Below are 24,364 nucleotides of genomic sequence, written 5' to 3' on the forward strand. Positions count from 1 at the left end.
GATAAAAGGGAGGGGCTCAGAGCCACCATCCCATGAGTTAACTATTCCTAGATGCGTTTTGCTGTCATCAATTTATCACCGCGTTTGATATAGCCAGGATATTCTCCACTTATATCTGCTACAAAAGCATCCTGGTTGGTGATAATGATAGGTGTTTCTGTCACGAGCCCTGCAGCCTTGATAACATCCATATCAAAACTAATCAGTTTTTGTCCAATAGTCACATGATCGCCTTGCGCAATATGGGCCTCAAAGCCCTTACCGTCTAGACCGACCGTATCCATACCGATATGCATAAGCATTTCCACACCCTCGTCCGATACGATACCGACGGCATGCTTGGTTGGGAAGAGAACAGTCACCGTACCGTTCACAGGTGACACCAATTCACCTTCACTTGGCTCAATCACTAAACCTTGTCCCATCACCCCTGATGAAAATACTGGATCAGTTGCCTGACTGAGTTCTTTTACTTGACCAGCAAGAGGACTAACGATTTCTACTGGTGTGACAATCTTTGTTTCCTGATGAGCGAATTCTGCTTCTTCTTGAGCTGCAAATTCTGCTTGCAGTTCTGTATCGTCTTCCGTTTTTGTGAAAAATCCTGCTTTGCGGAAGAAGAAAGTCAAAGCCATTGGTACAACGATTGCGACAAGCATAACCCCCGCAAATGGAAGCATATATTTTGCTTGGATAGAAAGAATACCCGATAAGCCACCAATCCCGATAGCATTGGCTGTGATATTAAAGGTTACAGAGAGCAGACCAGCAATAGATGAACCAATCATTCCCGCAACGAACGGATAGATGTACTTTACATTGACCCCGAAGAGGGCTGGTTCAGTGACACCTAGGTAAGCCGAAATAGTAGCTGGCAAGGAAATTTGTGCTTCCCGTTCATCGTGACGATTCATAAGGTAATAAGCAAAAACAGCTGAGCCTTGAGCGATATTTGACAGAGCAATCATTGGCCAAAGACCAGTACCACCAGCATCCGCTACCAATTGAGTATCAATCGCATTGGTCATATGGTGAAGACCCGTGATGACAAATGGAGCATAAAGGGCACCAAAGACAGCACCAAAGAGCCATTTAACAGGACCAGTCAAACCTGCAAGAACGACTGTTGAAAGCCCCTGACCAATTGCCCAACCGATAGGACCTAAGACTGTGTGAGCCAAGATCAAGGCTGGAATCAGAGATAAGAAAGGCACAAAAATCATAGATACCACTTCTGGAATATGTTTCCGCCAGAAGATTTCTAGATAAGACAAGGAAAGTCCTGCCAGCAAAGCTGGAATAACCTGCGCTTGGTAACCGATACGATTAACAGTGAAGAAACCGAAATCCCAAACCCAATCCTTAGCAATTTCCGCTGCTGGTGTCGATGCCACTGCGTAAGCATTGAGCAACTGCGGTGACACCAAACAGATACCCAATACAATACCCAGAATCTGGCTAGTCCCCATCTTACGAGAAACAGACCAAGTGATTCCTACTGGTAAGAATTGGAAAATCGCTTCACCTGGAAGCCACAAGAAATGGTTGATCCCAGCCCAGAATTGAGACACTTCTGTGATGGTTTTCCCATCCAACATAGACCAATGAACGCCTTCAAGAACATTCCGAAATCCGAGGATCAATCCACCGACAATCAAAGCCGGAATGATTGGAGTGAAGATTTCAGCTAGAGTCGTCATGACCCGCTGAACTGGATTTTGATGACTCTTAGCTGCTGACTTGGCTGCTTCTTTGGAAACGCCCTCAATACCTGATACAGCTGTGAAATCATTATAAAAAATCGGCACGTCATTTCCAATGATGACCTGGAACTGCCCAGCATTGGTAAAAGTTCCTTTTACGACTGGAATGGCTTCAATGGCCTTAACATTAGCTTTCTTTTCATCACCAAGTACGAAACGCATCCGAGTCGCACAGTGAGTGACCGCTGTGACATTCTCTTTGCCGCCAATCGCCTTCAGCAAATCCTTAGCTTCCTTTTCAAATTTTCCCATTTGACTTGTGGCTGGAAATCATCCAGCACTCTCCTTATATTTTGATGTCGCTAGTTTCCTGACTAGCTTATGAACTTAATTGTAACCGATAACAATCCTGTACGCAACTTGTTTGTTGTAAAAATAGAAGATTTCTGCTAAAATTTTGATAGTTGTATGGTAAAAAGAATACAAGAGAGGAACTTATGAAGAAATACAAACAATTATTCAAACAACTTGAAAGAGATATTTTAGGCGAAAAATACCAGCTCGGTGACTTTCTTCCTAGTGAACATCAGCTAATGGAAATCTACCAAGTCAGTCGGGATACGGTTCGCAAGGCTTTAGCGCTCTTGCAAGAAGAGGGACTGATTGAGAAAGTGCGGGGGCAGGGCTCCAAAGTCGTCAAACAGGAACAACTAGACTTCCCTGTTTCTAACTTAACCAGTTATCAAGAATTAGTGGCACAGCATCAGCTTCAATCCAAGACCAATGTCATCAGCCTTGATAAAATCACTGTAGATAAAAAGCTCTCAAAAACAACCGGCTTTCCAGAGTACCGCTTGGTTTGGCGCATTGTCCGACAGCGAGTGGTCGACAGCATCGCTTCTGTCTTGGATATTGACTATCTAGATAAAAGCTTGGTGCCAGATCTGACCAGAGAAATCGGGGAACATTCTATCTATTCCTACTTGGAAGAAACCTTAAAGCTTAACATTGCCTATGCCAGAAAAGAAATTACCATCGATCATGTTAGTGACCAAGACCAGATCCTTCTGGACATCGGCCGAGACCAACATGTCGTTTCCATTAGATCTCAAGTCTATCTAGCTGACGGTCGCCAGTTTCAGTATACAGAGAGCCGACACAAACTAGATAAATTTCGCTTCGTGGATTTTTCTACACGGCAAAAAGAATGAAGGCTTGATTCAGCAAACATAAAAAATCTCCTCTGTCAGCTAAAATCTAGCGAGCAGAGGAGTTTTCCTGTTCTTTGGTTTGTTGTTTAGTTTTATATGTTTTTTATATTTAGGAGATGATATGAAAAATATATGAAATGTTGATACGAGAATCTATTTCTTGCTTCTATTGCTAGTACTGGTTAGGCTGCTTCGTTTAACTTGGAGCGAATGAATGATTTCTGATAGGTTACTTTTACTTTATATGTCATTGGACTGTCCTCATTTCTTATTTGTTGAGACCAGTATAAGACTTTCAGCTTAAGCATTCCTTATAAAAATCTTGCGGAAAACTTAAAATATCACTATGTATCACTTTTTCATAGTGAATTGATATATGATATTTTTACAGTCTAAATTTGAGAGTTTTCAGCTTTCTTTCTTTTATAATATTCTTCCTCCAATCGTTCTAAATCTTTCCGATACTTAGCGGTTACTTCTTCCCTCTCTTCACTAAGTGCATCAAAAGATTTTTTGACGGACAAATCAAATTGTTCCATATTGTCATTCATCTTACTAAGTGCTAGATATATCTCATCTGTTAAATGATCTCTAGAATAGTAAAGTAATTGGTCACTCAATAAATCTGTCTTTCTCCGAGCATCTAATCTCATAGAATCCAGCGCTTCTTCAACTTGCTCTATTTTCTTTAATTCTTGCTTATATTTCTCTTCTAGTCTGAATATCTGTTCCATAGCAGACCTCATTTAATAGGGTTTTGCAGATTTGGTTGTGGAATACTTGTTAGATAATTTGTCGCAGCTGTCGCAGCCTTCCCTGAAAATCCACCCTTGAGACTGTTATTGAGAGTAGCAGTAGCAAAATCAGACATCTGCAGCTTTTGCTCAGCCAACCAGGCGGTCAAGATAGTAGACTGTGCCTCAACTTTAGATTTTTCCAACTGAATCAAAGCATTGATCGTCTCTCGTTCTTGCGCTTTCACTAATTCAAAAAGATTATTATTTGCTGTTAATTCTATCTTACTAAGATTTGCCATAGTTTCTCCTACTTGCTACTAAACTGTATACTCCCTTGACGATCCACTTCTTCAAGCTTATCAGCTGCTTGACGTATATTAGAACCAAAAATATCTAATTTTTGTTTGTAAGAAGCTATCTCACTTAGAGTTGCTTCTTCCACCCCACTATCCCAACAAGTCTCCAATGTAAATTGAGACAAGAGCGATTCTAACTCATCATCTGACAAGTAGATTTTGGTCCCATAAACCATCATTCGGAGTAATGTCACCTTATTTTCAATAATTTGCTTATATTCATTCAATTTTTGCTTGATTTGCTCTTCAAATTCTTCTCCTTGCTGTTCAGCTAAATCTGCAACTGCAGTCACAAGATCTTTTCGTAGATAAATCAACTGGCTACCACTAAGACTTGAAAGTTTTGTCTGAGCAGAAGAAATTGTTTCAATGGCACGATTAATAGTCAATAATCGCTTATACCTAGCTTCAGGTACAAAATCACCATATATCTTTTTATACTCTTTAACATAATATTCTTCATCGTGTTTGTCCCAGATAGGCGACTGTTCAGCTTTGATTTTAGCGGCTGCGCGTACCTGCTTCTCCGTCATCCCTGCAAAAAATTCGCCTTTTTTTGCATACCAGTCTAAATCTAGCATATTGCCAATCTTGGGTGGAAACTTTTCATAGTATTCGCGAATGAAGTAAGCCTCATCGTGTTTGTCCCAGATAGGGGTTCGTTCAGCTTTGATTTTAGCAGCTGTACGCACCTGATCCGGAGTCATTCCTGATACAAACTCACCTTCCTTAGCATACTTTTCTGTATTAAGTTTGTTGCCAATAATATAGAATTTTGCAGGGTTGTGATCTTCTGCAGGCGAATGCAGTCCTTGCGTTCCTTCACGGGAAATGATATTAGCGTAAGGAATCCGTCCACCACTACTATCCATAATGGTCGTATCTTTTGTATTGGCATCATAGGTGGTAACATGGCGATTGATATAAGATAAGTCACTACTACTGAAATTTCCCTTATCAAGAGCAGCCTGTGCCCCCCAATCTGTAAAATTGACAACCATAGGGACATTATGATCCGCTGCTACCTTGACAACCGGAGTCGCTGATTGACTAAAGCCACTCATGGCATAAATCCTGACCGGCTGGTTTAGCTTCTGGCCACCTACTTCTGTAATCTTCTGGACTCGCTGATAAAAAGCTTCAATATCCTCATGTTGAGCAGTCATTCCATCCCCGTAGGCACCTCCAAAGGCATTGGTAGTTGATGCCCAATGGTCTGGACTGAGAGGGTTGGCAAAAACTGGCTGAGTCCCTGCGACTGTCACAATGGTCTGGGAGACAATAGGCTCACCATTAGTATCCAAGGGAGCTACTGCGATAGCCTGAGTGACCCCCTCCATTCGGTCGATGATTTGAAATGTTTGACCTGTATCTGGATTATCTATATACTTCTTTGATGGGTGTGTTGCATAATATTTTGTCTCTTCTTGAAGATGCTGAATGTCTTGATGTGCTATTGCCATTTATCCAACTCTCTTTCATCAATTCGTCTAATTTCCAAATTATAGACAATCTCAGCCTCGGAACTACCTTGACTATTTTTTTTGACTCCTTTCAAATGCCCTCCATTGACAAATCCAGTCATCACTTTATCCGTAAATTCCTCTTTTTGTAATTTTAACTGTTCTGGAAGGTGTTGATATATTTCTGAGCTAACAGACTCGCGTTCATTATTTCGTAGGTAGATAATCTCTGACCCATCATTGACATTAAAGCTTAAGTCAAGACCAGCAAGGGTTCCATAATCTGGCACTGCCATATCTAGCACTCCATCATTTCGGAGATAGACTTTATTTCCATAACTATCATAAACTACTGGAACTATGCGAGCGTTTACAAAACCTTCTCCTCCTCCCCCACTGATAAAAATCGGAGAAAATTCGATTTTACTGATACCGCTGTAATGCTCTTTTAGGTAAGTCGCGATTTGTTCCTCATAAAGCTGAAAACCATGCCGATAGAGATTGTCCACTTTCATTCGATCCATATAAAATTTACCTCCTATTACAAGTACGAAAATGCAAAGCAAAGATAAAAGAATAGATTTTACTCGTTTAGTCATACAAACCTCCTTTTCTTTCTAGTCCAACTTACCAAATTGGTGGATTACTTCCATTCATAAAACTCCCTCCCCTGTACGCGTCTAATTTCTAAATTATAGACAATCTCAGCCTGGGGACTGCCTTGGCTATTTTTTTCAACTGCCTTTAGATGACCCTCGCGAGAAAAAGCATCCATCTTTTCATCTGTAATTTCATCCTTATTCAATTTTAATCCATCTGGCAAATGATGGTAACCTTCCACACTAACAGATTCATTCTTATTATTATGTAAATAAATTATTTCTGAACCATCATTGACATTAAAATCCAATTCAATTCCGGCTGTCATTTCATAATCTGCCACACCCATCTTTAAAACACCATCATTGCGCAAATATACTTTATTACCATATGTATCATAAACAACTGGGACTATACGAGCATAGACAAAACCTTCTCCTCCTCCCCCACTGATAAAAATCGGAGAAAACTCGATTTTGCTGATACCGCTATAATGCTCTTTTAAGTAGGTCGCGATTTGTTCCTCATAAAATTGAAAACCGTGCCGGTAGAGATTGTCCACTTTCATTCGATCCATATAAAATTTACCTCCTATTACAAGTACGAAAATGCAAAACAGAGATAAAAGAATAGATTTTACTCGTTTAGTCATACAAACCTCCTTTTCTTTCTAGTCCAACTTACTAAATTGGTGGGTTACTTCCATTTGCCTATCTCCCGTACATCTACTCGTCTGATTTCTAAATTATAGACAATCTCAGCCTTGAGACTACCTTGGATATTTTTTTCTACTCCTTTTAGCGATCCTTTTTGTGAATAAGCAGTAATTATAGCATCAGTACTCTTATACGTCTTCAATTTTAAATGTTCTGGGAGATGTTGATATTGTCCTACTTCAACAGATTCGTTTTTTCATTATACAAATATATAATTTCCGACCCATCATTGACATTAAAATCCAATTCAATTCCAGAAGTCAAAACATAATTAGGCACTAAAGTATCAATAGTTCCATCATTTCGAAGATAGACTTTATTTCCATAAGTATCATAAACTACAGGAACAATGCGAGCGTGGACAAAACCTTCTCCACTACCTCCACTTTTAAAAATCGGAGAAAATTCAATCTTACTGATACCGCTGTAATGCTCTTTTAGGTAGGTTGCTATTTGTTCTTCATAAAGTTGAAAACCGTGCCGGTAGAGGTTGTCCACTTTCATTCGATCCATATAAAATTTACCTCCTATTACAAGTACGAAAATGCAAAACAGAGATAAAAGAATAGATTTTACTCGTTTAGTCATACAAAATACCGTGTCTTTCTAAATGTAGTTTACCATAAAAATTGTGTAATCGGAATCTTAAAACCTTTTCTACAATTTTACTATTGAATCATTTCTACCTCAATGAAACACCTTCCCTATTGCGATAACCAAAAACAGACCTTCTTTATAAGAAAGCCTGTTTGATTTACAAAGAGTCAACTATTAATTAGTTTCCTCATCGATTTCCACTTGTTCTGAAATTTCAACCTTAACTTTAGTGACACGACCATTTTTAACCTTGTCGTTGGTCAAAATCAGTTTTTTATTCTGGCTTTCAACTTCATAGCTGAGCCGTTCTGTTGGATTTGGTATGGTTCCAACACCAGTCAGATAATAACCCGCAATAGTATCCACATCATCACTATCGATTTCAACTTCAAAGTATTCATTGAAGTCATTGAGGGTCATCGTTCCTAAAACAATGTAGGTGTTCTCACCGATTTCATGAACCTCGATAGCAACCTTGTCTGTTTCATCTTCAATTTCACCGACGATTTCTTCCAGCAAGTCTTCGAGCGTCACGAGACCTGCCATACCACCATACTCATCCAACAGAATCGCCATTTGATTTTGGGTATTCCGGAGAGATTTGAGCAAATCATCTACAAAAATCGTTTCAGGTACAAAGAGTGGCTCTTGCAGAATCTTGCGGAGGTTTAGATTGTCGAATCCATTGGCGAAGGCTTCATTTAACAAGCGCTTGGTGTGAATCAAGCCGATCACATTGTCCTTATCGCCATCATAGACAGGAATTCGTGAGAAATTTTGCTTGAGGATACTTTCGATGATTTCCTGGGTATCATCCTGAATATCAACCATAAAGGCATCTGTCCGTGGCACCATGAGTTCACGCGCCACCATTTCATCCAGCGAGAAAATCCCCTGCAGCATTTCGATTTCGTCTGCATCCAGCGTCTCCTCGCTCTTGGTCAGCATGTACTCAATCTCATCCCGCGTCATCTTTTCGTCTGCATCGTCGAACTGCATTGGCGTAATCCGACTAAGGAGATTAGCCGAAGCTGAGAGCAACCAAACGAAAGGACTGACGATTTTCCCGAGGAAGATAATCACTGGCGCAGTGCGAATCGCCAAACTATCCTTGAGATTCATAGCAATTCTCTTAGGATAAAGCTCCCCTAAAACAATAGAAATATAGGTAAGGAGGGCAAGAGCCAAGAAACTAGCAACTGCATGTGCCGTCTTGGAATCACCCATCCAAGAAGCAAAGATTTTCCCTAGATTATCCGCAAAGCTTGCCCCCGACAGGATATTAATGACGGTGATACCGACCTGAATCGTTGACAGAAAGTTATTGGGACTTTCAAGAACTTTTAATAAACGAACGTATTTGGCATCGCCTTCTTCGGCTTTCTGCTCAACGCGAGCTCGATTGAGCGACACCATCGCCATCTCAGAAGCTGAGAAAAAGGCATTTAGTAAGGTTAAAACAAATAGCAGTATTGCTTGCAATAAAATACTCTGACTGCCAGGGTCTTCCATGGATTCTTCTCCTAAAAATTATAATCAAGTTTGATTATAACATATTTTTGGGATTCGTGCACAAGGATTTATTAGAAAGCGTTTTGCAGACTAATCCTCTAAGTCCTGCAAGACTTCTTCTAGCCGAGAAATAGCTCCAACAGGCAGGGCTGTCTTGGGATATTTCTGATTAAAGGCCAATAGAAAGTTTAAACGGACCTGCATTCTTTCACGAATGAGCTGTCTGTACTTGTCGTCAAAGCTTGGAACAGCATAGCCCTTATAATCTAAGTATTCAAAACCTTCTAAAGAACCGAAAGGTCTAAATTCTGCCTTCCCATCTACAATCTGCTCGATAATATCTAAAGATACTTCCTTTGAGATACCTTTGCCCATGTAAAAACCAGTATTGATAATGTAGCAAGCAACTCCCGATTCAAATAAACGACGGAATTTCCGATAATCTTCCACCAGTGGATAAACGCGGAAAGGGTTGGCATAAGGCTCAATAACCAAGTCTTCGTGCAAGCCAGTGACATTCTCAGCATTGGAACGCTTGGTCATCAGGGTGCAGCCCATTGTGGAAGCCATCAGCGGATCATTGATCTTAACCAGAGGCGGTAGAGAGTCATCTTTCATAATCCAGAAGATAGCGTTGATGGGCTCATCAATCCGATCTACTCGATTTGGAGTCGCAAAGCGCGATTTAACAGTCCGTCCATTCCCGTTACGGATGTCCTCAGTCACTAGCTTTTTCCGCCCATTTTCATCCAGCGTCACTCCACAATTCTGCACAGTGACAAAGAAATCCTGCTCACTATGGCCCGTAGGATAATCATTGGTCTTGTCAAAATAAGACGGTTCGAGGGCAATAGAAGAGCCATCCTTAACCGAGATAATGAAGGCATCGTCATGGAGAACCTTGATATCATATTTATGGTCATGTTTGGCATGCGTCAATGTGGATTTTCCTGAACCAGATAGACCAAAGAAAGATGCAACATAGTCTTCTTTTTCCGTCTTCTGCTTGAAGATTTTCAGACCTCCGTGGCAGGCAACATAGCCATTTCTAGCAGCCGTTCCCCAAGCCAAAGTCAAGGTTGCCTTTTTCAGCTCCCCGAAATAATTTAAGCCCAGAATAACGGCACAATTATGATTGGTATCAAAGTAAACCAAACCTTCTGGATAGTCTGGATGCTTCCATTTAGGGTCAAAAAAGACAAAGATATCGTTTTCTTCGTACTTTTTAGAAGCTCGTAGGCGGTTCTTAAATTCCTCATCCAAAATCTGGAAATTCAAGAGCCAAGAATAGAGATTGTTGATTTCTTCCTGAGGAACCATCAGATGGGCGCAAACCATGAAGTCCTCATCCAGCCCCACGACTGCATCTGCCTTATAAAAGGTCCTCTGATGTGCCTGATAAACAGCACTACGAACCAGAAACAGCAAGTGCTCATCTTCCTGACTATCTCTGCCATAAATTCGTCTAGCCTTAGCAGTTCGGCCGACAACAGCCCCCGAGTTAGTTAATAAAACGCGGGCATAAGAAGGAAGTCCCAGCTCCTTAGTATGAATCACCGGCATGTCTAGCACAACCGTTCCAGCAGCTACCGAGGCCAGTTGATAGGCCTCTTCTACGGTCTTGATTGCCTGAACCTGATTCTCATAAAAGGCTGTCTCTACAATGGTCTTCAAGGGCGAAAAATAAGAAGAATCTTTTCTTATTTCTTGCGGAGAAAATTTACGACGTGTTACCATAACGATACCTCCTTTATGCTATTACTATTATTTTAGCATAAATATCCAGTGATGAACCATAAAAAATGCAGTAAAAAAGAGAAAGGCGAGCTTTCTCCTATTTTTTTATAATACCAAATTCTTCATTCTTCTTTTGTTGCTGAGCTTCCTTGTGATTGTCATAAAGGTTGGCAAGGAATTTCACGATTTCCTTGAGGATAGAGTAGGTCGGAATCGCTACAATCATGCCCATAATACCATAGATATTACTTGAAAGAAGCAAGAGAACCATAATCGTAATAGGGTGCACCTTCATAACGCTCCCAACAATACGAGGATAGAGGATATTCCCATCAATCTGCTGGATGATCAGCATATAGATCAAGGCTGCCAGCATTTTATGAGGGTCGGTAAAAAAGTAGGTGATCAACATAGGAATCAAGCCGATACTAGGACCCACATAAGGGATCAAGTTAGCCAAAGCCGAGAAAATAGCAAAGACTAAGGCATACTTGAGTCCAATAACACTGTAACCAATATAAGCTAAGGTCCCAATCAGCAAGGCATCTATCGAAATACCACTGATATAACGGGCAACGGTCGCATTGAGATTGGTCAAGAGACTAGATATATTGAGCTTATCGCGCTTGAGAATGGTCCGCTCCAACATAGGCAGGAGCTTGTGTCCATCCATCAGGAAGTAGACCAAAAAAATCGGGGTCATGATGAGAATCATGAGGGTATTGATGACAGCAGACACCACACTACCCAGACTATTGGTAACACTATTTAGAATATTTTGTAGAATATCGACATAGGACAGATTGAGCTGCTGGATAGTAGACTGAATATTTAAACTCTTAAATAAAGGATTTTTGGATAATTGATTGACAAAACTCTGAATTTCCCAATAGAGATTTTGCGTCGAGTTGATCAAGCTGGACAGCTGGTTAATCAAGATTGGCAAGAGGTAGATTACTCCGATTGTCACTAGGCCAAACAGCAGGAAAAGAGTGATTAAAATCCCGAAAATTCGATTGATTTTCAACTTTTTTTCGAGCAGTGTCACCAGAGGATTTGTGATATAGTAGAGAAATCCTCCCATAACAAAGGGAATTAAAATCGTATTGATAACGCTCACCACCGGCGTAATCATATCTCCCATCTGGCGCCAGATGAAAAAGATAATCGTTAGCAGCAAGACTTCACTGGTCCAAAACATTAACTTACTTTTATGAAACATCTTTACTCTCCTCCAAGTTATTTTACCATAATTTATCATAAAATAAAGGTGATTTCATAAAAGAAAGAATAAAAACGAAAACATTATTAAGTTCGAAGAACTTGGCTAGTCAGAAAATATCACACAATTCAAAATCTAAATCAGACAAATAAAAAATCACCTGAAAGCAAGAGCTGAAAAGCAAAGTCTTTCAAGTGATTTTTGATATCACTTCCATCAGGAAGCAGATGATCAATTGATAATGCTATAAAAGTTTAAGATCTTAAGCAGATGATTAGCCCTTAATCGGGATTGAAATCTCAATCAAACTATTGGCATAGATCGTCCGAATGGCAGAGGCGTCAATATCCTTTTGGTCAATTTTTCGTTTCAAAAAGAATTCTCTAATTTTTTCAATTTCTTGCTCTCGTATCGCACGATGCTTATTTGAAATGAGAATTTCGTAATGGCTAGGGGCCTCTGTGAAAATAACATCACTATTGCCCGCAGAATAAACCTCTACAAGCGTTGCGTCTGTACTTTCCAACTGATTTTTTACTAATTCTGCGTGGGTATTCGTCGTATTTATAAGCTTCATTCATTTGCCTCCTACCTTAAATCGTCGCTATTATTATAACACGTTTTTCCGGAATTGTGAATGATTGCCTGTAATTTATATCATTTTAAATATAGCAGGCTAGTTATTCTGATATTTACGCTTCCACTGCTCAATTCCCCATTTATGACTGCCACGTTTCAATTTTTCAATTGCAAGATCGACAGGAAACCATGCTAGATTATTGAAGTCTTCCAGCGGCTTTTCTACTTCCTGATAAGAAAGGGCTTCGTAAATATAGGCAGGATTATAGAAATGCGTGTCCCGATGGCGAGAATAAAAATACTCGTCCGCCTGGCCAAAGTAATCTCCTACTTGGATGCTAAAGCCAAGCTCTTCCAGCAATTCCCGCTCGAGAGTAGCCAGCTGGTCCTCTCCTTCTTCCATTTGTCCTCCAGGAAGAAACCAAGCGCCATTAGGAGCTTGTACTAAAATAATATTTTCTTTCTTTTCATCCGGAATCACTGCGTAAACTCCATAGCGTGTCACATACTCGACATTTTCCTCATGAACTCCAAAAACTGGATGGGTCATTATCTTTCCTCATTCCTTCTAATCTCTACTACTATCATAAATAACTTATACTAGCCTGTCAAGAGTTTGAACTTATTTTTTCAGTTTTCACAAGGAAGCTTAGCACCTTAGTTCTCAAGTAAAAAAGCCCGCCTCAGTTGAGACAGGACTTCTTCTACTAGCCATCAGTCAAACCTATTCATGTTAGACTGGATTATTTTTCTTCAAATCCTTCTGCAACTGCATCCGCAAAGTTTTCTTCTACGATGCTTGCACAGTGGTCACAAATAACTGCATGGTAGCTACGGTCTGCAGTAGTTGGATCGATACGACGGCAACGGTCACATACTTCACCTGCAGCGCGTTCAACTGTGAAGGCAACATCCTCAAAGCTAACTGCGCCTTCTGGAGCTGCTCCTTCTGCGATGGTCAATTCTGACACGATCAAAAGTTGAGCTACATTGCTATCCACTGCTCCGAGAAGAGTTTTCACGATTTCATTAGGATAAACAGTCAAGTGAGCTTCAAGTGATTTACCGATCACTTTGGCATTACGAGCTTCTTCCAGAGCTTTTTGAGCTTGTCCACGGAAGTCCATGAAGGCTGCCCATGTATCCAAGATTTCTTCTTGGTTAGCAAAGATTTCCGCTTCTGGTAGTTCTGACAATTGAACGAAGTCTTCTGCTTCATGCTCAAGATATGACCAGATTTCCTCTGCTGTATGAGGCAGGATTGGTGTCAAGAGCTTCGTGATTTTGACAAGAATGTCATAGAAGACAGTCTGCATTTGGCGACGTTCAAGTGATTTGGCGCCTTCAATGTAGACAACATCCTTGGCAAAGTCAAGGTAGAAGGCTGACAAGTCAACGTTGATAAAGTTCACCAATGCCTTGTAGATGGTCAAAAATTCAAAATCAGCATAAGCATCACGAATGGTCTTGACAAGCTGGTTAAAGCGAATAGTCATGTACTTATCAACAGAACGAAGCTCATCGTAAGCGACTGCGTCCTGCGCTGGGTTAAAGTCAGATGTATTGGCAATCAAGAAACGAAGGGTGTTACGGATCTTACGGTAAGTTTCAGAAACTTGGCTCAAGATATCCATAGAGATACGCACGTCGTTGCTTGAATCAACACTTGTTACCCAAAGACGCAAAATTTCAGCGCCGAATTGTTTTTCAACATCGCTTGGAGCAATGGTATTTCCAAGAGATTTAGACATCTTCTCACCCTTACCATCAAGAGCAAATCCTTGTGATAAGATTTGTTTGTATGGTGCTACGCCATGGTTGGCAACTGATGTGATAAGTGAAGAGTTGAACCAACCACGGTATTGGTCAGAACCTTCTAGGTAAAGATCAGCTGGGTATTTGAGTTCTGGACGGTTGACCACTACTCCATTCCATGATGAACCTGAGTCGAACCAAACGTCCATGATGTCCGTTTCTTTCTTGAACTCACCATTTGGTGAACCTGGATGGGTAAATCCTTCTGGCAAGAGATCTTTAGCATCACGTTCCCACCAAACAATAGAGCCGTGCTCTTCAAAGAGTTGAGCCACGTGTTCGATGGTCTCAGCTGTCATGATTGGTGTTCCGTCTTCTGCGTAGAAGATAGGAAGGGGAACTCCCCAGGCACGTTGACGAGAGATAACCCAGTCGCCACGGTCACGAATCATGTTGTAGAGACGTACTTTCCCCCATTCTGAGTGGAACTTCACTTTTTCAATTTCGTCCAAGATTTCTTGGCGGAATTTAGATACAGAGGCAAACCACTGTGGTACTGCACGCCAGATGATTGGTTTTTTCGTACGCCAGTCAAATGGATAGGAGTGAGAGATTTCTTCTTGCGCAAGGAGAAGATTACCAAGTTTTTCGATAACAGTTGGTACAACCTTGTCATAGAATTGACCCGCAAAATCAGGACCAGCATTTTCCATCATGATCCCGCGTTCGTTTACAGTTACAGCAACTTCTAGTCCATTAGCAACACCGACATTGTAGTCATCCTCACCAAAACCAGGGGCTGTATGGACAATACCTGTACCAGAGTCAGTCGTAACGTGGTCACCAAGGATCACCAACTCATCTACAGCTGTATCCCATGGGTGGACTGTCACAATGTGGTTCAATTCTTGACCACGGTAGGTTGCCAAGACTTGTACATCAGCCCAACCAAATTTCTCAGACAAGCTATCCAACAATTCTGAAGCAACCACAAACTTACGAGCTTCGCCAGCAGGTTGTACGACCACGTAGTCAATATCTGCTCCAACTGTCAATCCACGAGAAGCTGTGATGGTAAATGGAGTTGTTGTCCAGACAACGATATAGGTATCCGTGTCTAGCACACCTTTTCCATCTTTAACTGGATTGGCATAGTAAAGGGAAGTTGAAAGCAAGTCATGGTATTCAATTTCCGCTTCAGCCAGGGCTGACTCAGAAGACCATGACCAGTAGACTGGCTTGGCACCACGGTAGATATAGCCTTTTTTAGCCATTTCACCAAAGACACGGATTTGAGCCGCTTCATAGTCTGAAGTCAAGGTCACATAAGGATTTTCCCAGTCACCAGAAACACCCAAACGTTTAAAGTCTTCTCGTTGTTTATCTACTTGAGAAAGAGCATACTCACGGCAAAGTTTCAAGTACTCAACCAAGTCCATTTCTTTTCGTTTAACACCCTGTTTTGCCAAGACTTGCTCGATTGGGAGACCATGTGTATCCCAGCCTGGGATGTAAGGCGCATAAAATCCTGACATTGATTTTGAACGAACAATAATATCTTTAGAAATCTTGTTCATAGCGTGTCCAACGTGGATATTTCCGTTTGCGTATGGAGGTCCATCATGCAAGGTGAAATGCGGTTTTCCTTGGTTCAATTCTTGACGACGTTGGTAAAGTTTTGCTTCTTCCCATTCTTTTTGCCAGATTGGCTCTTTATTTGGCAAGCCAGCACGCATTGGAAATGCAGTTTTCCCAAGATTCAGGGTTTCTTTGAGTTTCATTTAGTCTCCTTATTCCATCATAATTTTCAAAATAAAAAACCACAAACTTCTCCGAAAGGACGAAAATTCGTGGTACCACCTTTGTTTAGACAGGAAAAAACCTGTCCCTCTTAGCCCGTAACGTAGGCGGACGTCGTTTCTTACTCGCTTCAGAAACGATGAAGCAGAATGATAAGTCAAACAAAAGGGATTACAGGTCTTTCACCACCACCTGCTCGCTGAAAATATTTTATTTGCCTTGTGTTTCTGCACTTATAAAAGATCCACTTGAACTTTAGAATCTTCATCCAAATCTGAAAGTTCTCCAGATTCTAAAATTTCTTTCTGTTGTGCTTGGATCAGCTCTTCATCTATAGTCTGAAGAGTCTGTGTTTCTGCCAAATCTCGATTTGCTTGCTCAATTCGTTCTTGCAATTCAGCTAATTCTTCAGGTGAGAATTGGCGCGTAACATCTACTTCTTCCTCTAGCTCGACTTTTTCTCCAATCGCTTCTTCAACCACTTCTTTAAAGGCTTCATCACTGGTTTGGAGATAGGCAGCAGTTGGGCGAAGGATATCTTCCCAATCTGGAGAGTCAACAATACTTAGTTGACTTTCAATTGTCGATTTGAGACGCTGATGGAAGACACGCGTTTTATTTTTCAATTCTTCTGTCTCAACAGCTACTCTTTTGGCGTTATCTGTAGCCTGACGAAGAATATCATTTGCCTTATACTTGGCTCTATCTAATAAACGTTGCGCATCTTGCTCTGCTTGCTGCACAATATTTCCTGAACGTTCTTGTGCTGCCTGTTTGACCCGCTCTGCTGTATCTTGTGCAATCAAAACAGATTGGCTGAGCGAATCTTTCATTTCATCAAAATAAATTAGACGTTCTTCAAGATTACGGATTTTTGCTTCTTTCTCACGATTCTCACGGATTAATTCCTCATAATCATTGACAATGATATCAAGAAATTCTTCAACTTCATCAATATCGTACCCTCTAAATCTGGTTGAAAAACCTTTATCTCTAATATCTAATGATGTTAGTGCCATGTTTCCTCCTTATTTACTAGGTAATAATTCAACTGTTAGTTTATGCTTCCCGTTTTTGGAAAAACCATTTTCTGTTAATATCTTAAATCTTCCATATTTCCTAACGCTAATCAAATCCCCCAGAGAGAGCTGTTGGCTAGGATTATCAATGGTTCTGTAGTTCTGCTTTACCTGCTTCCCCATGATTAGTTCCACAGCTTGACTACGTGATAACTTAAAGACTGTGGCTACCAGCTTATCCAATCTGAGACTAGAGACCAAAACATCTGTTGTTTTAGTCGCCAGTGCGTCTTGTAACTGATCTTTGAAATCAACTCTTCTTAGCCGAACTGGGACTTTAGCTATTTTAGAAACATTCGTAATGAAATATTCTTCTAATCTTCTATCCACAAATACTTGTGCACGGTCATCCACAACGATAATATCGCCAAACGTCCGCCTCTCAATCCCTAGCTGATGCAAAAGGGTTCCCATAATTTGTGAATGAGTTACCTTGTAGAACTTACTTGCATAGGTAATCTCTAGCAAGATCACATCAAAATCTTCGAGTTCTAATTGATAATAGCTAGGTGCAATCAACACTTTAGCAAACTCACTTGGAAAATAATCTGAACTAGCAAATACTTGCACATCATATTGCTTACTCAAATTTTTGAGAATATTGACCTGATGAGGATTTAAAAAAGCAGTCGTCTCATAGCTATATTGATTTTCTACTCTTTGAAGCAATTCCATGCTTTTATCCAGAAAATCTTGATCATCCTGAGAATAATGCTGATAGATATTGTTTACCATAGCAATAACAAGGAAGCGAGGAAGTGTAGAAATAAGGTATCAAGCACTCTCAAGGCAAAAAGTGCCGCCAGAACAGTAAAGTCTAATCTACCAAACTGCAAAGGCAACCTGCGGAACAAACGCAAAAATGGTTCAACCAGAGAACCGACAAGCCTTCCTAGGGCTGTTTGGTAAGCTCCAGGGAACCAAGACAAGAGTGCATAGACGAAGACGAGAAGGGAGTAAAGATCAATTAGATTAGAAACTAATTTTAAAATAAAGTAAATCATTAATTATCTGCTGCGTTTCATATCAAAATCGTATTCACTCAGATCCACATCGTTTGGAAGGCGAATATCTTCTACATTGACGACAACATTGATTGGAGTGAGCAAGTACATGGTACTAGCAACTTTTCTCAAGTTCCCAGCCAAAACATAGCGTGCCCCATCAAGGTAATCCAAGCAACGTCTTGCTTGTACCTCCGTCATATATTGAAAATCAATTAAGATACTCTCATTCGCTACAAGTAAATCAACAACCTCTGTTGCTTCCTCATATTTTTTCGGATAGCGAACATCAATCGTAACCTTCTCACTAGATTTCACTCGATGCTGAGCCAGTTCTTGTTGGCGAGCATGCAATCTAGTAATATTTTCCGTTGCAGGCTTTTGTTGGACTTGTGAAGAAGCTGAACGAGTACGTGCGTTTTCCTTTGCTGATGCAGCCGGAACTGGCTCGATCTCTGCAGGCTTCAAAACAGAATCAGATTCATCTGAAGGCTGTACTGGTAAGTCAGACTTCTCTCCATCTTCTGTAAAGTATTCTATAAATTTATCAAATTTATCTTTAAATGACATTGTTCTTTCCTATTTTAAAAATGCTGTTCCGATTCTGACATAGGTTGAGCCGTTGGCAATCGCTTCTGGATAATCACGGCTCATTCCCATACTCAAATCAGAAAAGGGCATGTTTTTTAACTGTTTGCTTTGTAAGTTTAATTGAAGCTGATGTGCCTCTGAAAAAATCTGATTCAGTTCTTGATGATCAGCTTCGAGTGGAGCCATGGTCATCAGGCCAACAATGCAAATATTTTCTAAGGCTGAAAGCTCTGGTAAAACACTATCTAGTTCTTCAACTAAAAAACCGTGCTTGCTTTCTTCTTTTGAAATATTGACTTGCAAGAAACAATTAATCACATGATCTGCTCGCTTGTTGATTTCTTGAGCCAATTTGACAGAGTCTAAAGCATGGAAATAATCAACATAGTTGATCACATCTTTCACTTTTCTTCTCTGCAAACTACCAATTAAATGCCAAGTAAGATTCTCTTCCTTTAAGGCATGATATTTTTCAAGAAACTTATCTACTCGATTTTCTCCAATATGTTTGATTCCTGTATCCACGAGTTTTTTCGCTGTTTCACAGTCAACATACTTGGTAACCGCAATAATGTTTACGGAGTCCTTCAATCGATTTTCTTTTTCAACTATTTGAGCAACATTTTGAAAAATTAAATCTTTATTTGCTTGAAAATCCATTTAATTAGCGATTTCTAAAGAATGGCGGTGTTTCAAGTTCGTCATCTTCTTCCTTAATATCTGTAAAGCGCTCTACACGGCTAGAAGGCACTGGTTCTGCTTGACGAACGATTGATTCACGACGTAAATCCCAGTCTCCAAAGGCTGAAGCTCTAGAAGTTTCTACAGTTGAGCGATGAGAAGGAGCTGGCATTTCTCTTGTTTCTGCCATATCGAAGTTTCGATCATAATGAGCAGATGATTGTGCTGAGCGTACTTGCTCAGCTCGGCTTGCAGGTTTAACGCCTTGCAATCCACTTACTTTATCAACCTTATCCTCTTTAACACCTGTTGCAACAACAGTCACACGGATTTCATCCTTCATAGATTCATCAATAGAAGTACCGAGCCAGATGTTGACACCATGACCAGCTGCCTGATTAACGATTTCAGAAGCTTCTTCCGCTTCAATCAAAGTCATATCTAGGCCACCAGTAACGTTGACGATCACGTCTTCTGCACCGTCAATAGTTGTCTCAAGAAGTGGAGAGTAGATAGCTTTGCGAGCTGCTTCGATCACACGTTCTTCACCGCTTCCGATACCGATACCCATCAAAGCATTACCTTTATTTTCCATAACAGTCTTCACGTCTGCAAAGTCAAGGTTAATCAAGCCAGGGCTAGTAATCAAGTCAGTAATACCCTGAACCCCTTGGCGCAATACGTTATCAGCTTCACTCAAGGCTTCGAGAAGCGGAGTTTTCTTGTCAACAATTTCCAAAAGATTGTTGTTTGAAATGATCAAAAGAGTATCTACATGTTCACGCAGTTCGTTGATTCCTTCAACGGCAAAATTACCACGTTTGTTTCCTTCAAATCCAAATGGACGAGTTACAACTGCTACAGTTAGGGCGCCTACTGATTTAGCGATGCGGGCAATAACTGGTGCAGCACCTGTACCAGAGCCACCACCCATACCAGCAGTGATAAAGACCATGTCTGCTCCTTGAAGGGCTTCTGTCAAGACTTCTTCGCTTTCTTCAGCTGCTTTACGACCAACCTCAGGTTGACCTCCTGCACCCAGACCACGAGTCAACTTAGGACCAAGCTGGATAACTGTTTCTGCTTTTGCACTGCTAAGTGCTTGCACATCTGTATTTGCTGCGATAAATTCTACGCCAGCAAGACCTTCATCGATCATACGGTTAATAGCGTTTCCGCCGCCACCGCCGACACCAATTACTTTAATGACTGCGCCTTGTGCAGCAGCCGCATCAAATGAAAATGTCATAATCTATTTATTCTCCTTACTCAAACATATTCCCAATTAAATTGCGCATCTTATCTGTAAGACTAGCTTTTGGTTCCTCTTGTGGTTCTTCATTTCTAAGCGGTGCAATTTCTGGTTCCACCTCTTGAACTGGTTGAACTGGTTCAACCGGCTGATGATCAAAGCGAGGTACTCTATGACTTGGACGTTCAAAGCTAGTTGCTTGATGACGCAACTGCTCGTCTCCACGAACAGCAGCTTGTGCAATTCGATCCACTTCGGTCAGATTGCCCGCATACTCTGAAAGACTAATCACGTGGGCAAAAGCTGGATTACGGATACCGATTTGATTTGGTACATATAATTTAGCGTGAACGCCAAATACTTCCTGAGCTAATTCTACAACGCCAGGCAAGATTGCTCCACCACCAACGATGACGATACCACCAGGAAGATCTAACACGTGTCTTCTATCTAAATCTTGCTTGATTTGTTCAAAAACATGTTTGATACGAGCAGAGATGATTTCAGCTAGATAGGTTTCTGTTATTTCAACTGGATTAACTTCCCCGATGACTTCAACTGGGAAAGATTCTGGGCCTGCAAATGGTACATAAGCCACACCATAGTTAAATTTCAAGCTTTCTGCCAATTTCTGAGAAGTTTTCAAGACTTTTGAAATGTCTTTTGTGACATAGTCGCCGCCTTCTTGATAGATATTGGTAAATTGTAATTCTTGATTTTTTACAGAAGCAACTGTAGTTTGTCCGCCACCCATATCAATGACTGTCGCGCCAAACTCCCGTTCTCCTTCGTTCAGGATAGATTTTGTCATCGCTAAAGGAGAAATGATAATATTTTCCAATTTCACTCCTGCACGCTCTACTGTTTTACGGAGGTTATGCAGGATTGTACGAGGACCAGTGTAGAGTAGGCCGCGCATTTCTAGGCGAATCCCCATCATACCACGAGGATCACGGATCCCTTGGAAGCCATCAACAACAAACTCTTCTGGAATGAAGGTAATTACTTCACGGTCAGGAGTCATGCTCTTGGTCAAGGCAGATCTTACCACGCTCTCGACATCTTCATCGGTAATTTCTTTGGAGTCACTAGTCACAGGAATCATTCCTTGAGTTGGCTCAATTTGCAGTAGATTTGCAGGCAAGCCAACATTCACTAAGCCAATTGAAATCCCCGCTTTTTCCTCTGCTTGAGAAATTGCTGACTTAATAGCTGCTGCTGCTGCTTCAATATCGACAATAATCCCATCTTTAACGCCAGCACTCTTTGCATTGCTGACTCCAATAACATTCATTTCACCGTTGATGTGCTCTGCCACCAACACTTTAATTGTGCTACTTCCTATATCTAATCCAGTAAAAAAGCCATCTCTAGCCATTACATCAGTCCTCTCTGTCTTCCACGTTTCCATTCTAATACAAATAACTCTAGAAAATAGGGTTATCCAAACTTTATTATATCATAAAAATACGAAATTGGCGCAGTTTTTTATCTATAATAATTAGTTATTTTCAGAAATCTCTGGCTTTTCTGCCTGAGATTGAGCAGAATGCTCGGTAGATTGCTCTGCACGTTGAGCCGAAGATTCCGTATCTTGTGCATCGTTACTAGCTTCATGGATAGCTTCATTTTCTGTGCCTTGCGCATAGCTAAAAATACCAGCCTCCATATCAACCACACTTGGCACTTCCAACTGAGGATGAATTCCTTCATAGTAAGGAAGTTTCTTAGCAATATGAGAAATAGGAACTAAAATTTGGTGTTCATCAGACATGGTAATAGTCACTAAATCCTCTGTCACCTTGCTAGGAGTTAAATCAACTTTTCTAATGCTCTTTTTGACTGAATCAGGAACATTCTTCAGTTGTTGAACAAACTCCTTGATCAAACCTGCATCCGAGAAGGTCACATCCATCCGCTCTTCCGGCAAAGCATCAGTCGCAACCTCTTTTTTTACGTATTCTCCACTCGTTAAAATAGGATAATACTTAGAATCTTTCTGCAAATAACCTAAAATGCCATATTCCTGAACATCGATTTTGAAAGTCAGCGGAAATTGATAGGTCATTTCTACATTTTCAATCCAGGGGCTAGAAGCTTTCAGATTTTGCTCGTAATGATGGCGATTTTTGTAAACAGTGACAGTGTAATCGCGCTGATCGATTTTGCTACTGCTTTTTAGTTCTTCCTGACTCACAACCTTGTTTCCAGTAAATTCAATGGTCTTCATGGTTGCAAGTGGCGTGAGGAAATAAAGAGAAGCTAAAAAGATCAGAGAACTTGTCACTAAAACTGGCAAAGCTCGATACCAATGAATTTTCTCAATTGGAACTTTTGGAAGCTCAACCTGCTCTACTTCTACTTCTTCTTCATCTTGCTCTTGATCCTGAGCTTCAGCTTCAGCTCCCTCCTCAACTTCAGACTCACTTTCAGAATCTTGAACTGCATCTTCTTCACTTGTAGGAAAGTCTGTGTCAATTTCTTCGGAGACTGTATCTTCTTCGTTAGAAGGCTCCTGATTTTCCAGTTCCGCCTTCATTTCTTCTTTTTTCTGCTTTAGTTCAGCTCTTTTTTTCTCTAACTCAGCTTGCTTTTTTGCCTTTTCTTGAGCTTTTTTCTCAAGATACTCTTTGTTTCTGACTTGCCATTCAGAAAGAGAAAGTTGAGCAGTTTCTTGCTTATCTTCCTTGCTTTTTTTCATTTTTTCCCTTTGTTAATATCTTGCTTCAAAATTTCATAAAAATCATCTACCGATTTTAATTCAGGTGCTTTTTCCATTCGTTGATAGTAAGCATCCTTTTCTCTTAGTAAATCATCCACTGCTACTTGGAGATTAACCCGATTCAAGTTTTCTTCATTGATTTTAAGCGCATACCCTTTTTCCAAAAAGTAGTTGGCATTTTCAATCTGATCTCCTCGACTTGCCCCAAGCCCCAAAGGTACAATTACTTGCAACTTCTTCATCGCCAGTAATTCAAAAATAGTATTGGAACCGCCTCGTGTCACGACGACATCTGCCATAGCCATCAGTGGCTGATACAGATCTGTCACATAGGACACTCGGTAAATGCGATGGGAAAGCTCATCCAAGTTAGCATCGCCCGTCAGATTGATAATATTGTATTTTTCAATCAAGCGATCCTTATTTTTGGTAATAAAATCATTGAAAACTTTCGCTCCTCCTGAGCCACCAACAAAGAGCAAGGTAGGTTTTCCTTCTGTGAAATGGGCCTTAATTTTCTCAATCTCAGCCGGTTCCGTTTGAGGGAGGGCAGCGATCTTGGTCACCGCTCCAACATGTTCAGCCTTGCTCAAGCCCTCAGCTTGCTCAAAAGTCGTGAACATCTTTGTCGCACATTTATAACCAATTTTATTAGCCAAACCAAGCGACAAATCAGACTCATGGATAAAGACTGGAACGCCTGTCACCTTCGCCGCAATCACTGGCGGAACAGACACAAAGCCTCCTTTTGAAAATAGAGCTTTGGGACTGACTTTTAACATGATGCCCAGCGACTGGAGAATGCCGCCTGCCACTTTAAAAACATCCCAAAGATTCTGCCAAGAAAAATAGCGACGGAGCTTGCCAGTTGCAATCGAATGGAAAACAACAGGTAGACCTGATTTTTGAATTTCCTTGTACTCAATCCCATGGCGGTCACCGATATAATGGACTTCCCAGCCCTCTTCGATAAATTTAGGCATCAGCAAAAGATTGAGGGTCACATGGCCAACTGTCCCTCCGCCTGTAAATACTATTTTTTTCATT

General features: G+C 40.7%; 22 protein-coding genes, 1 pseudogene and 1 other annotated feature. Of the genes and pseudogenes, 1 reads left to right on the top strand and 22 read right to left on the bottom strand.

The window, feature by feature from the left end:
• Nucleotides 1-47 precede the first annotated feature (47 nt).
• Complete coding sequence (gene treP / locus D8793_RS07040; RefSeq protein WP_125371302.1) at nt 48-2,015, bottom strand: PTS system trehalose-specific EIIBC component; 1,968 nt, start codon at nt 2,013-2,015, stop codon at nt 48-50.
• A 185-nt stretch (nt 2,016-2,200) separates the two neighbouring features.
• Here treP and treR point away from each other — a divergent pair, with 185 nt between their 5' ends.
• Nucleotides 2,201-2,914, top strand: a complete 714-nt coding sequence (gene treR / locus D8793_RS07045) for a trehalose operon repressor (protein WP_125371303.1) — start codon at nt 2,201-2,203, stop codon at nt 2,912-2,914.
• Between the two features lie 392 nt (nt 2,915-3,306).
• Here the strand turns inward: treR and D8793_RS07050 are convergent, their stop codons facing one another.
• From D8793_RS07050 to D8793_RS07150, 21 genes and pseudogenes are all read right to left on the bottom strand, one after another.
• Nucleotides 3,307-3,648, bottom strand: a complete 342-nt coding sequence (locus D8793_RS07050; protein WP_260471086.1) for a hypothetical protein — start codon at nt 3,646-3,648, stop codon at nt 3,307-3,309.
• A gap of 8 nt (nt 3,649-3,656) precedes the next feature.
• On the bottom strand, nt 3,657-3,950 hold the full coding sequence (locus D8793_RS07055) for a hypothetical protein (RefSeq protein ID WP_125371305.1): 294 nt from the start codon (nt 3,948-3,950) through the stop codon (nt 3,657-3,659).
• Nucleotides 3,951-3,958: 8 nt separating this feature from the next.
• Entirely contained in the window at nt 3,959-5,470 is a 1,512-nt protein-coding gene (locus tag D8793_RS07060; protein WP_125371306.1) for a hypothetical protein, read from the bottom strand.
• Nucleotides 5,461-6,069 carry a hypothetical protein gene (locus D8793_RS07065; RefSeq protein ID WP_125371307.1) on the bottom strand — a complete coding sequence of 203 codons (609 nt, stop codon included), beginning with the start codon at nt 6,067-6,069 and terminating at the stop codon, nt 5,461-5,463. Before D8793_RS07065 ends, D8793_RS07060 begins: the two co-directional genes overlap by 10 nt.
• 44 nt (nt 6,070-6,113) lie before the next feature.
• The gene (locus tag D8793_RS11900) at nt 6,114-6,722 is read right to left on the bottom strand and encodes a hypothetical protein (RefSeq protein WP_185761032.1); all 609 of its coding nucleotides are present in this window, start codon (nt 6,720-6,722) and stop codon (nt 6,114-6,116) included.
• Nucleotides 6,723-6,960: 238 nt separating this feature from the next.
• On the bottom strand, nt 6,961-7,299 hold the full coding sequence (locus D8793_RS12195; protein WP_260471087.1) for a hypothetical protein: 339 nt from the start codon (nt 7,297-7,299) through the stop codon (nt 6,961-6,963).
• 258 nt (nt 7,300-7,557) lie between these two features.
• On the bottom strand, nt 7,558-8,895 hold the full coding sequence (locus D8793_RS07080) for a hemolysin family protein (protein ID WP_125371308.1): 1,338 nt from the start codon (nt 8,893-8,895) through the stop codon (nt 7,558-7,560).
• A gap of 90 nt (nt 8,896-8,985) precedes the next feature.
• Nucleotides 8,986-10,632 (bottom strand): phosphoenolpyruvate carboxykinase (ATP), encoded by a 1,647-nt coding sequence (locus D8793_RS07085; protein ID WP_125371309.1) that lies wholly within the window; start codon nt 10,630-10,632, stop codon nt 8,986-8,988.
• Between the two features lie 97 nt (nt 10,633-10,729).
• The gene (locus D8793_RS07090; RefSeq protein WP_125371310.1) at nt 10,730-11,854 is read right to left on the bottom strand and encodes an AI-2E family transporter; all 1,125 of its coding nucleotides are present in this window, start codon (nt 11,852-11,854) and stop codon (nt 10,730-10,732) included.
• Nucleotides 11,855-12,128: 274 nt separating this feature from the next.
• A complete protein-coding gene (locus D8793_RS07095; RefSeq protein ID WP_125371311.1) occupies nt 12,129-12,431 on the bottom strand; it encodes a DUF1827 family protein in 303 nt (100 codons plus the stop codon).
• A 99-nt stretch (nt 12,432-12,530) separates the two neighbouring features.
• Nucleotides 12,531-12,983: an NUDIX domain-containing protein gene (locus D8793_RS07100; protein WP_015605494.1), complete on the bottom strand. Its 453-nt coding sequence runs from the start codon at nt 12,981-12,983 to the stop codon at nt 12,531-12,533.
• 193 nt (nt 12,984-13,176) lie between these two features.
• Nucleotides 13,177-15,969 carry an isoleucine--tRNA ligase gene (gene ileS, locus D8793_RS07105; RefSeq protein ID WP_125371312.1) on the bottom strand — a complete coding sequence of 931 codons (2,793 nt, stop codon included), beginning with the start codon at nt 15,967-15,969 and terminating at the stop codon, nt 13,177-13,179.
• A 52-nt stretch (nt 15,970-16,021) separates the two neighbouring features.
• Nucleotides 16,022-16,225 (bottom strand) — a binding site (T-box leader).
• Nucleotides 16,222-17,007 carry a DivIVA domain-containing protein gene (locus D8793_RS07110; RefSeq protein WP_061910821.1) on the bottom strand — a complete coding sequence of 262 codons (786 nt, stop codon included), beginning with the start codon at nt 17,005-17,007 and terminating at the stop codon, nt 16,222-16,224. Its footprint overlaps the feature before it by 4 nt.
• A 9-nt stretch (nt 17,008-17,016) precedes the next feature.
• The gene (locus D8793_RS07115; RefSeq protein ID WP_125371313.1) at nt 17,017-17,802 is read right to left on the bottom strand and encodes a YlmH family RNA-binding protein; all 786 of its coding nucleotides are present in this window, start codon (nt 17,800-17,802) and stop codon (nt 17,017-17,019) included.
• The gene (locus D8793_RS07120; RefSeq protein ID WP_061422496.1) at nt 17,796-18,071 is read right to left on the bottom strand and encodes a YggT family protein; all 276 of its coding nucleotides are present in this window, start codon (nt 18,069-18,071) and stop codon (nt 17,796-17,798) included. The genes D8793_RS07115 and D8793_RS07120 overlap by 7 nt, the downstream gene beginning before the upstream one ends.
• A gap of 3 nt (nt 18,072-18,074) precedes the next feature.
• Nucleotides 18,075-18,446: pseudogene (locus D8793_RS07125) on the bottom strand (cell division protein SepF); the annotation flags it as partial.
• A gap of 204 nt (nt 18,447-18,650) precedes the next feature.
• A complete protein-coding gene (locus D8793_RS07130) occupies nt 18,651-19,322 on the bottom strand; it encodes a YggS family pyridoxal phosphate-dependent enzyme (protein ID WP_125371314.1) in 672 nt (223 codons plus the stop codon).
• Nucleotides 19,323-19,326: 4 nt separating this feature from the next.
• The gene (ftsZ, locus tag D8793_RS07135) at nt 19,327-20,592 is read right to left on the bottom strand and encodes a cell division protein FtsZ (protein WP_125371315.1); all 1,266 of its coding nucleotides are present in this window, start codon (nt 20,590-20,592) and stop codon (nt 19,327-19,329) included.
• A 16-nt stretch (nt 20,593-20,608) separates the two neighbouring features.
• Nucleotides 20,609-21,973 carry a cell division protein FtsA gene (gene ftsA, locus D8793_RS07140; protein ID WP_125371389.1) on the bottom strand — a complete coding sequence of 455 codons (1,365 nt, stop codon included), beginning with the start codon at nt 21,971-21,973 and terminating at the stop codon, nt 20,609-20,611.
• Nucleotides 21,974-22,096: 123 nt separating this feature from the next.
• Nucleotides 22,097-23,296, bottom strand: a complete 1,200-nt coding sequence (locus tag D8793_RS07145) for a cell division protein FtsQ/DivIB (protein WP_125371316.1) — start codon at nt 23,294-23,296, stop codon at nt 22,097-22,099.
• Nucleotides 23,293-24,363: a UDP-N-acetylglucosamine--N-acetylmuramyl-(pentapeptide) pyrophosphoryl-undecaprenol N-acetylglucosamine transferase gene (locus tag D8793_RS07150; RefSeq protein WP_125371317.1), complete on the bottom strand. Its 1,071-nt coding sequence runs from the start codon at nt 24,361-24,363 to the stop codon at nt 23,293-23,295. The genes D8793_RS07145 and D8793_RS07150 overlap by 4 nt, the downstream gene beginning before the upstream one ends.
• Nucleotide 24,364: the final 1 nt, after the last annotated feature.

Origin of the sequence: Streptococcus cristatus (assembly GCF_003943465.1) — a bacterium.
GTDB classification, from domain to species: Bacteria; Bacillota; Bacilli; order Lactobacillales; family Streptococcaceae; genus Streptococcus; species Streptococcus cristatus_C.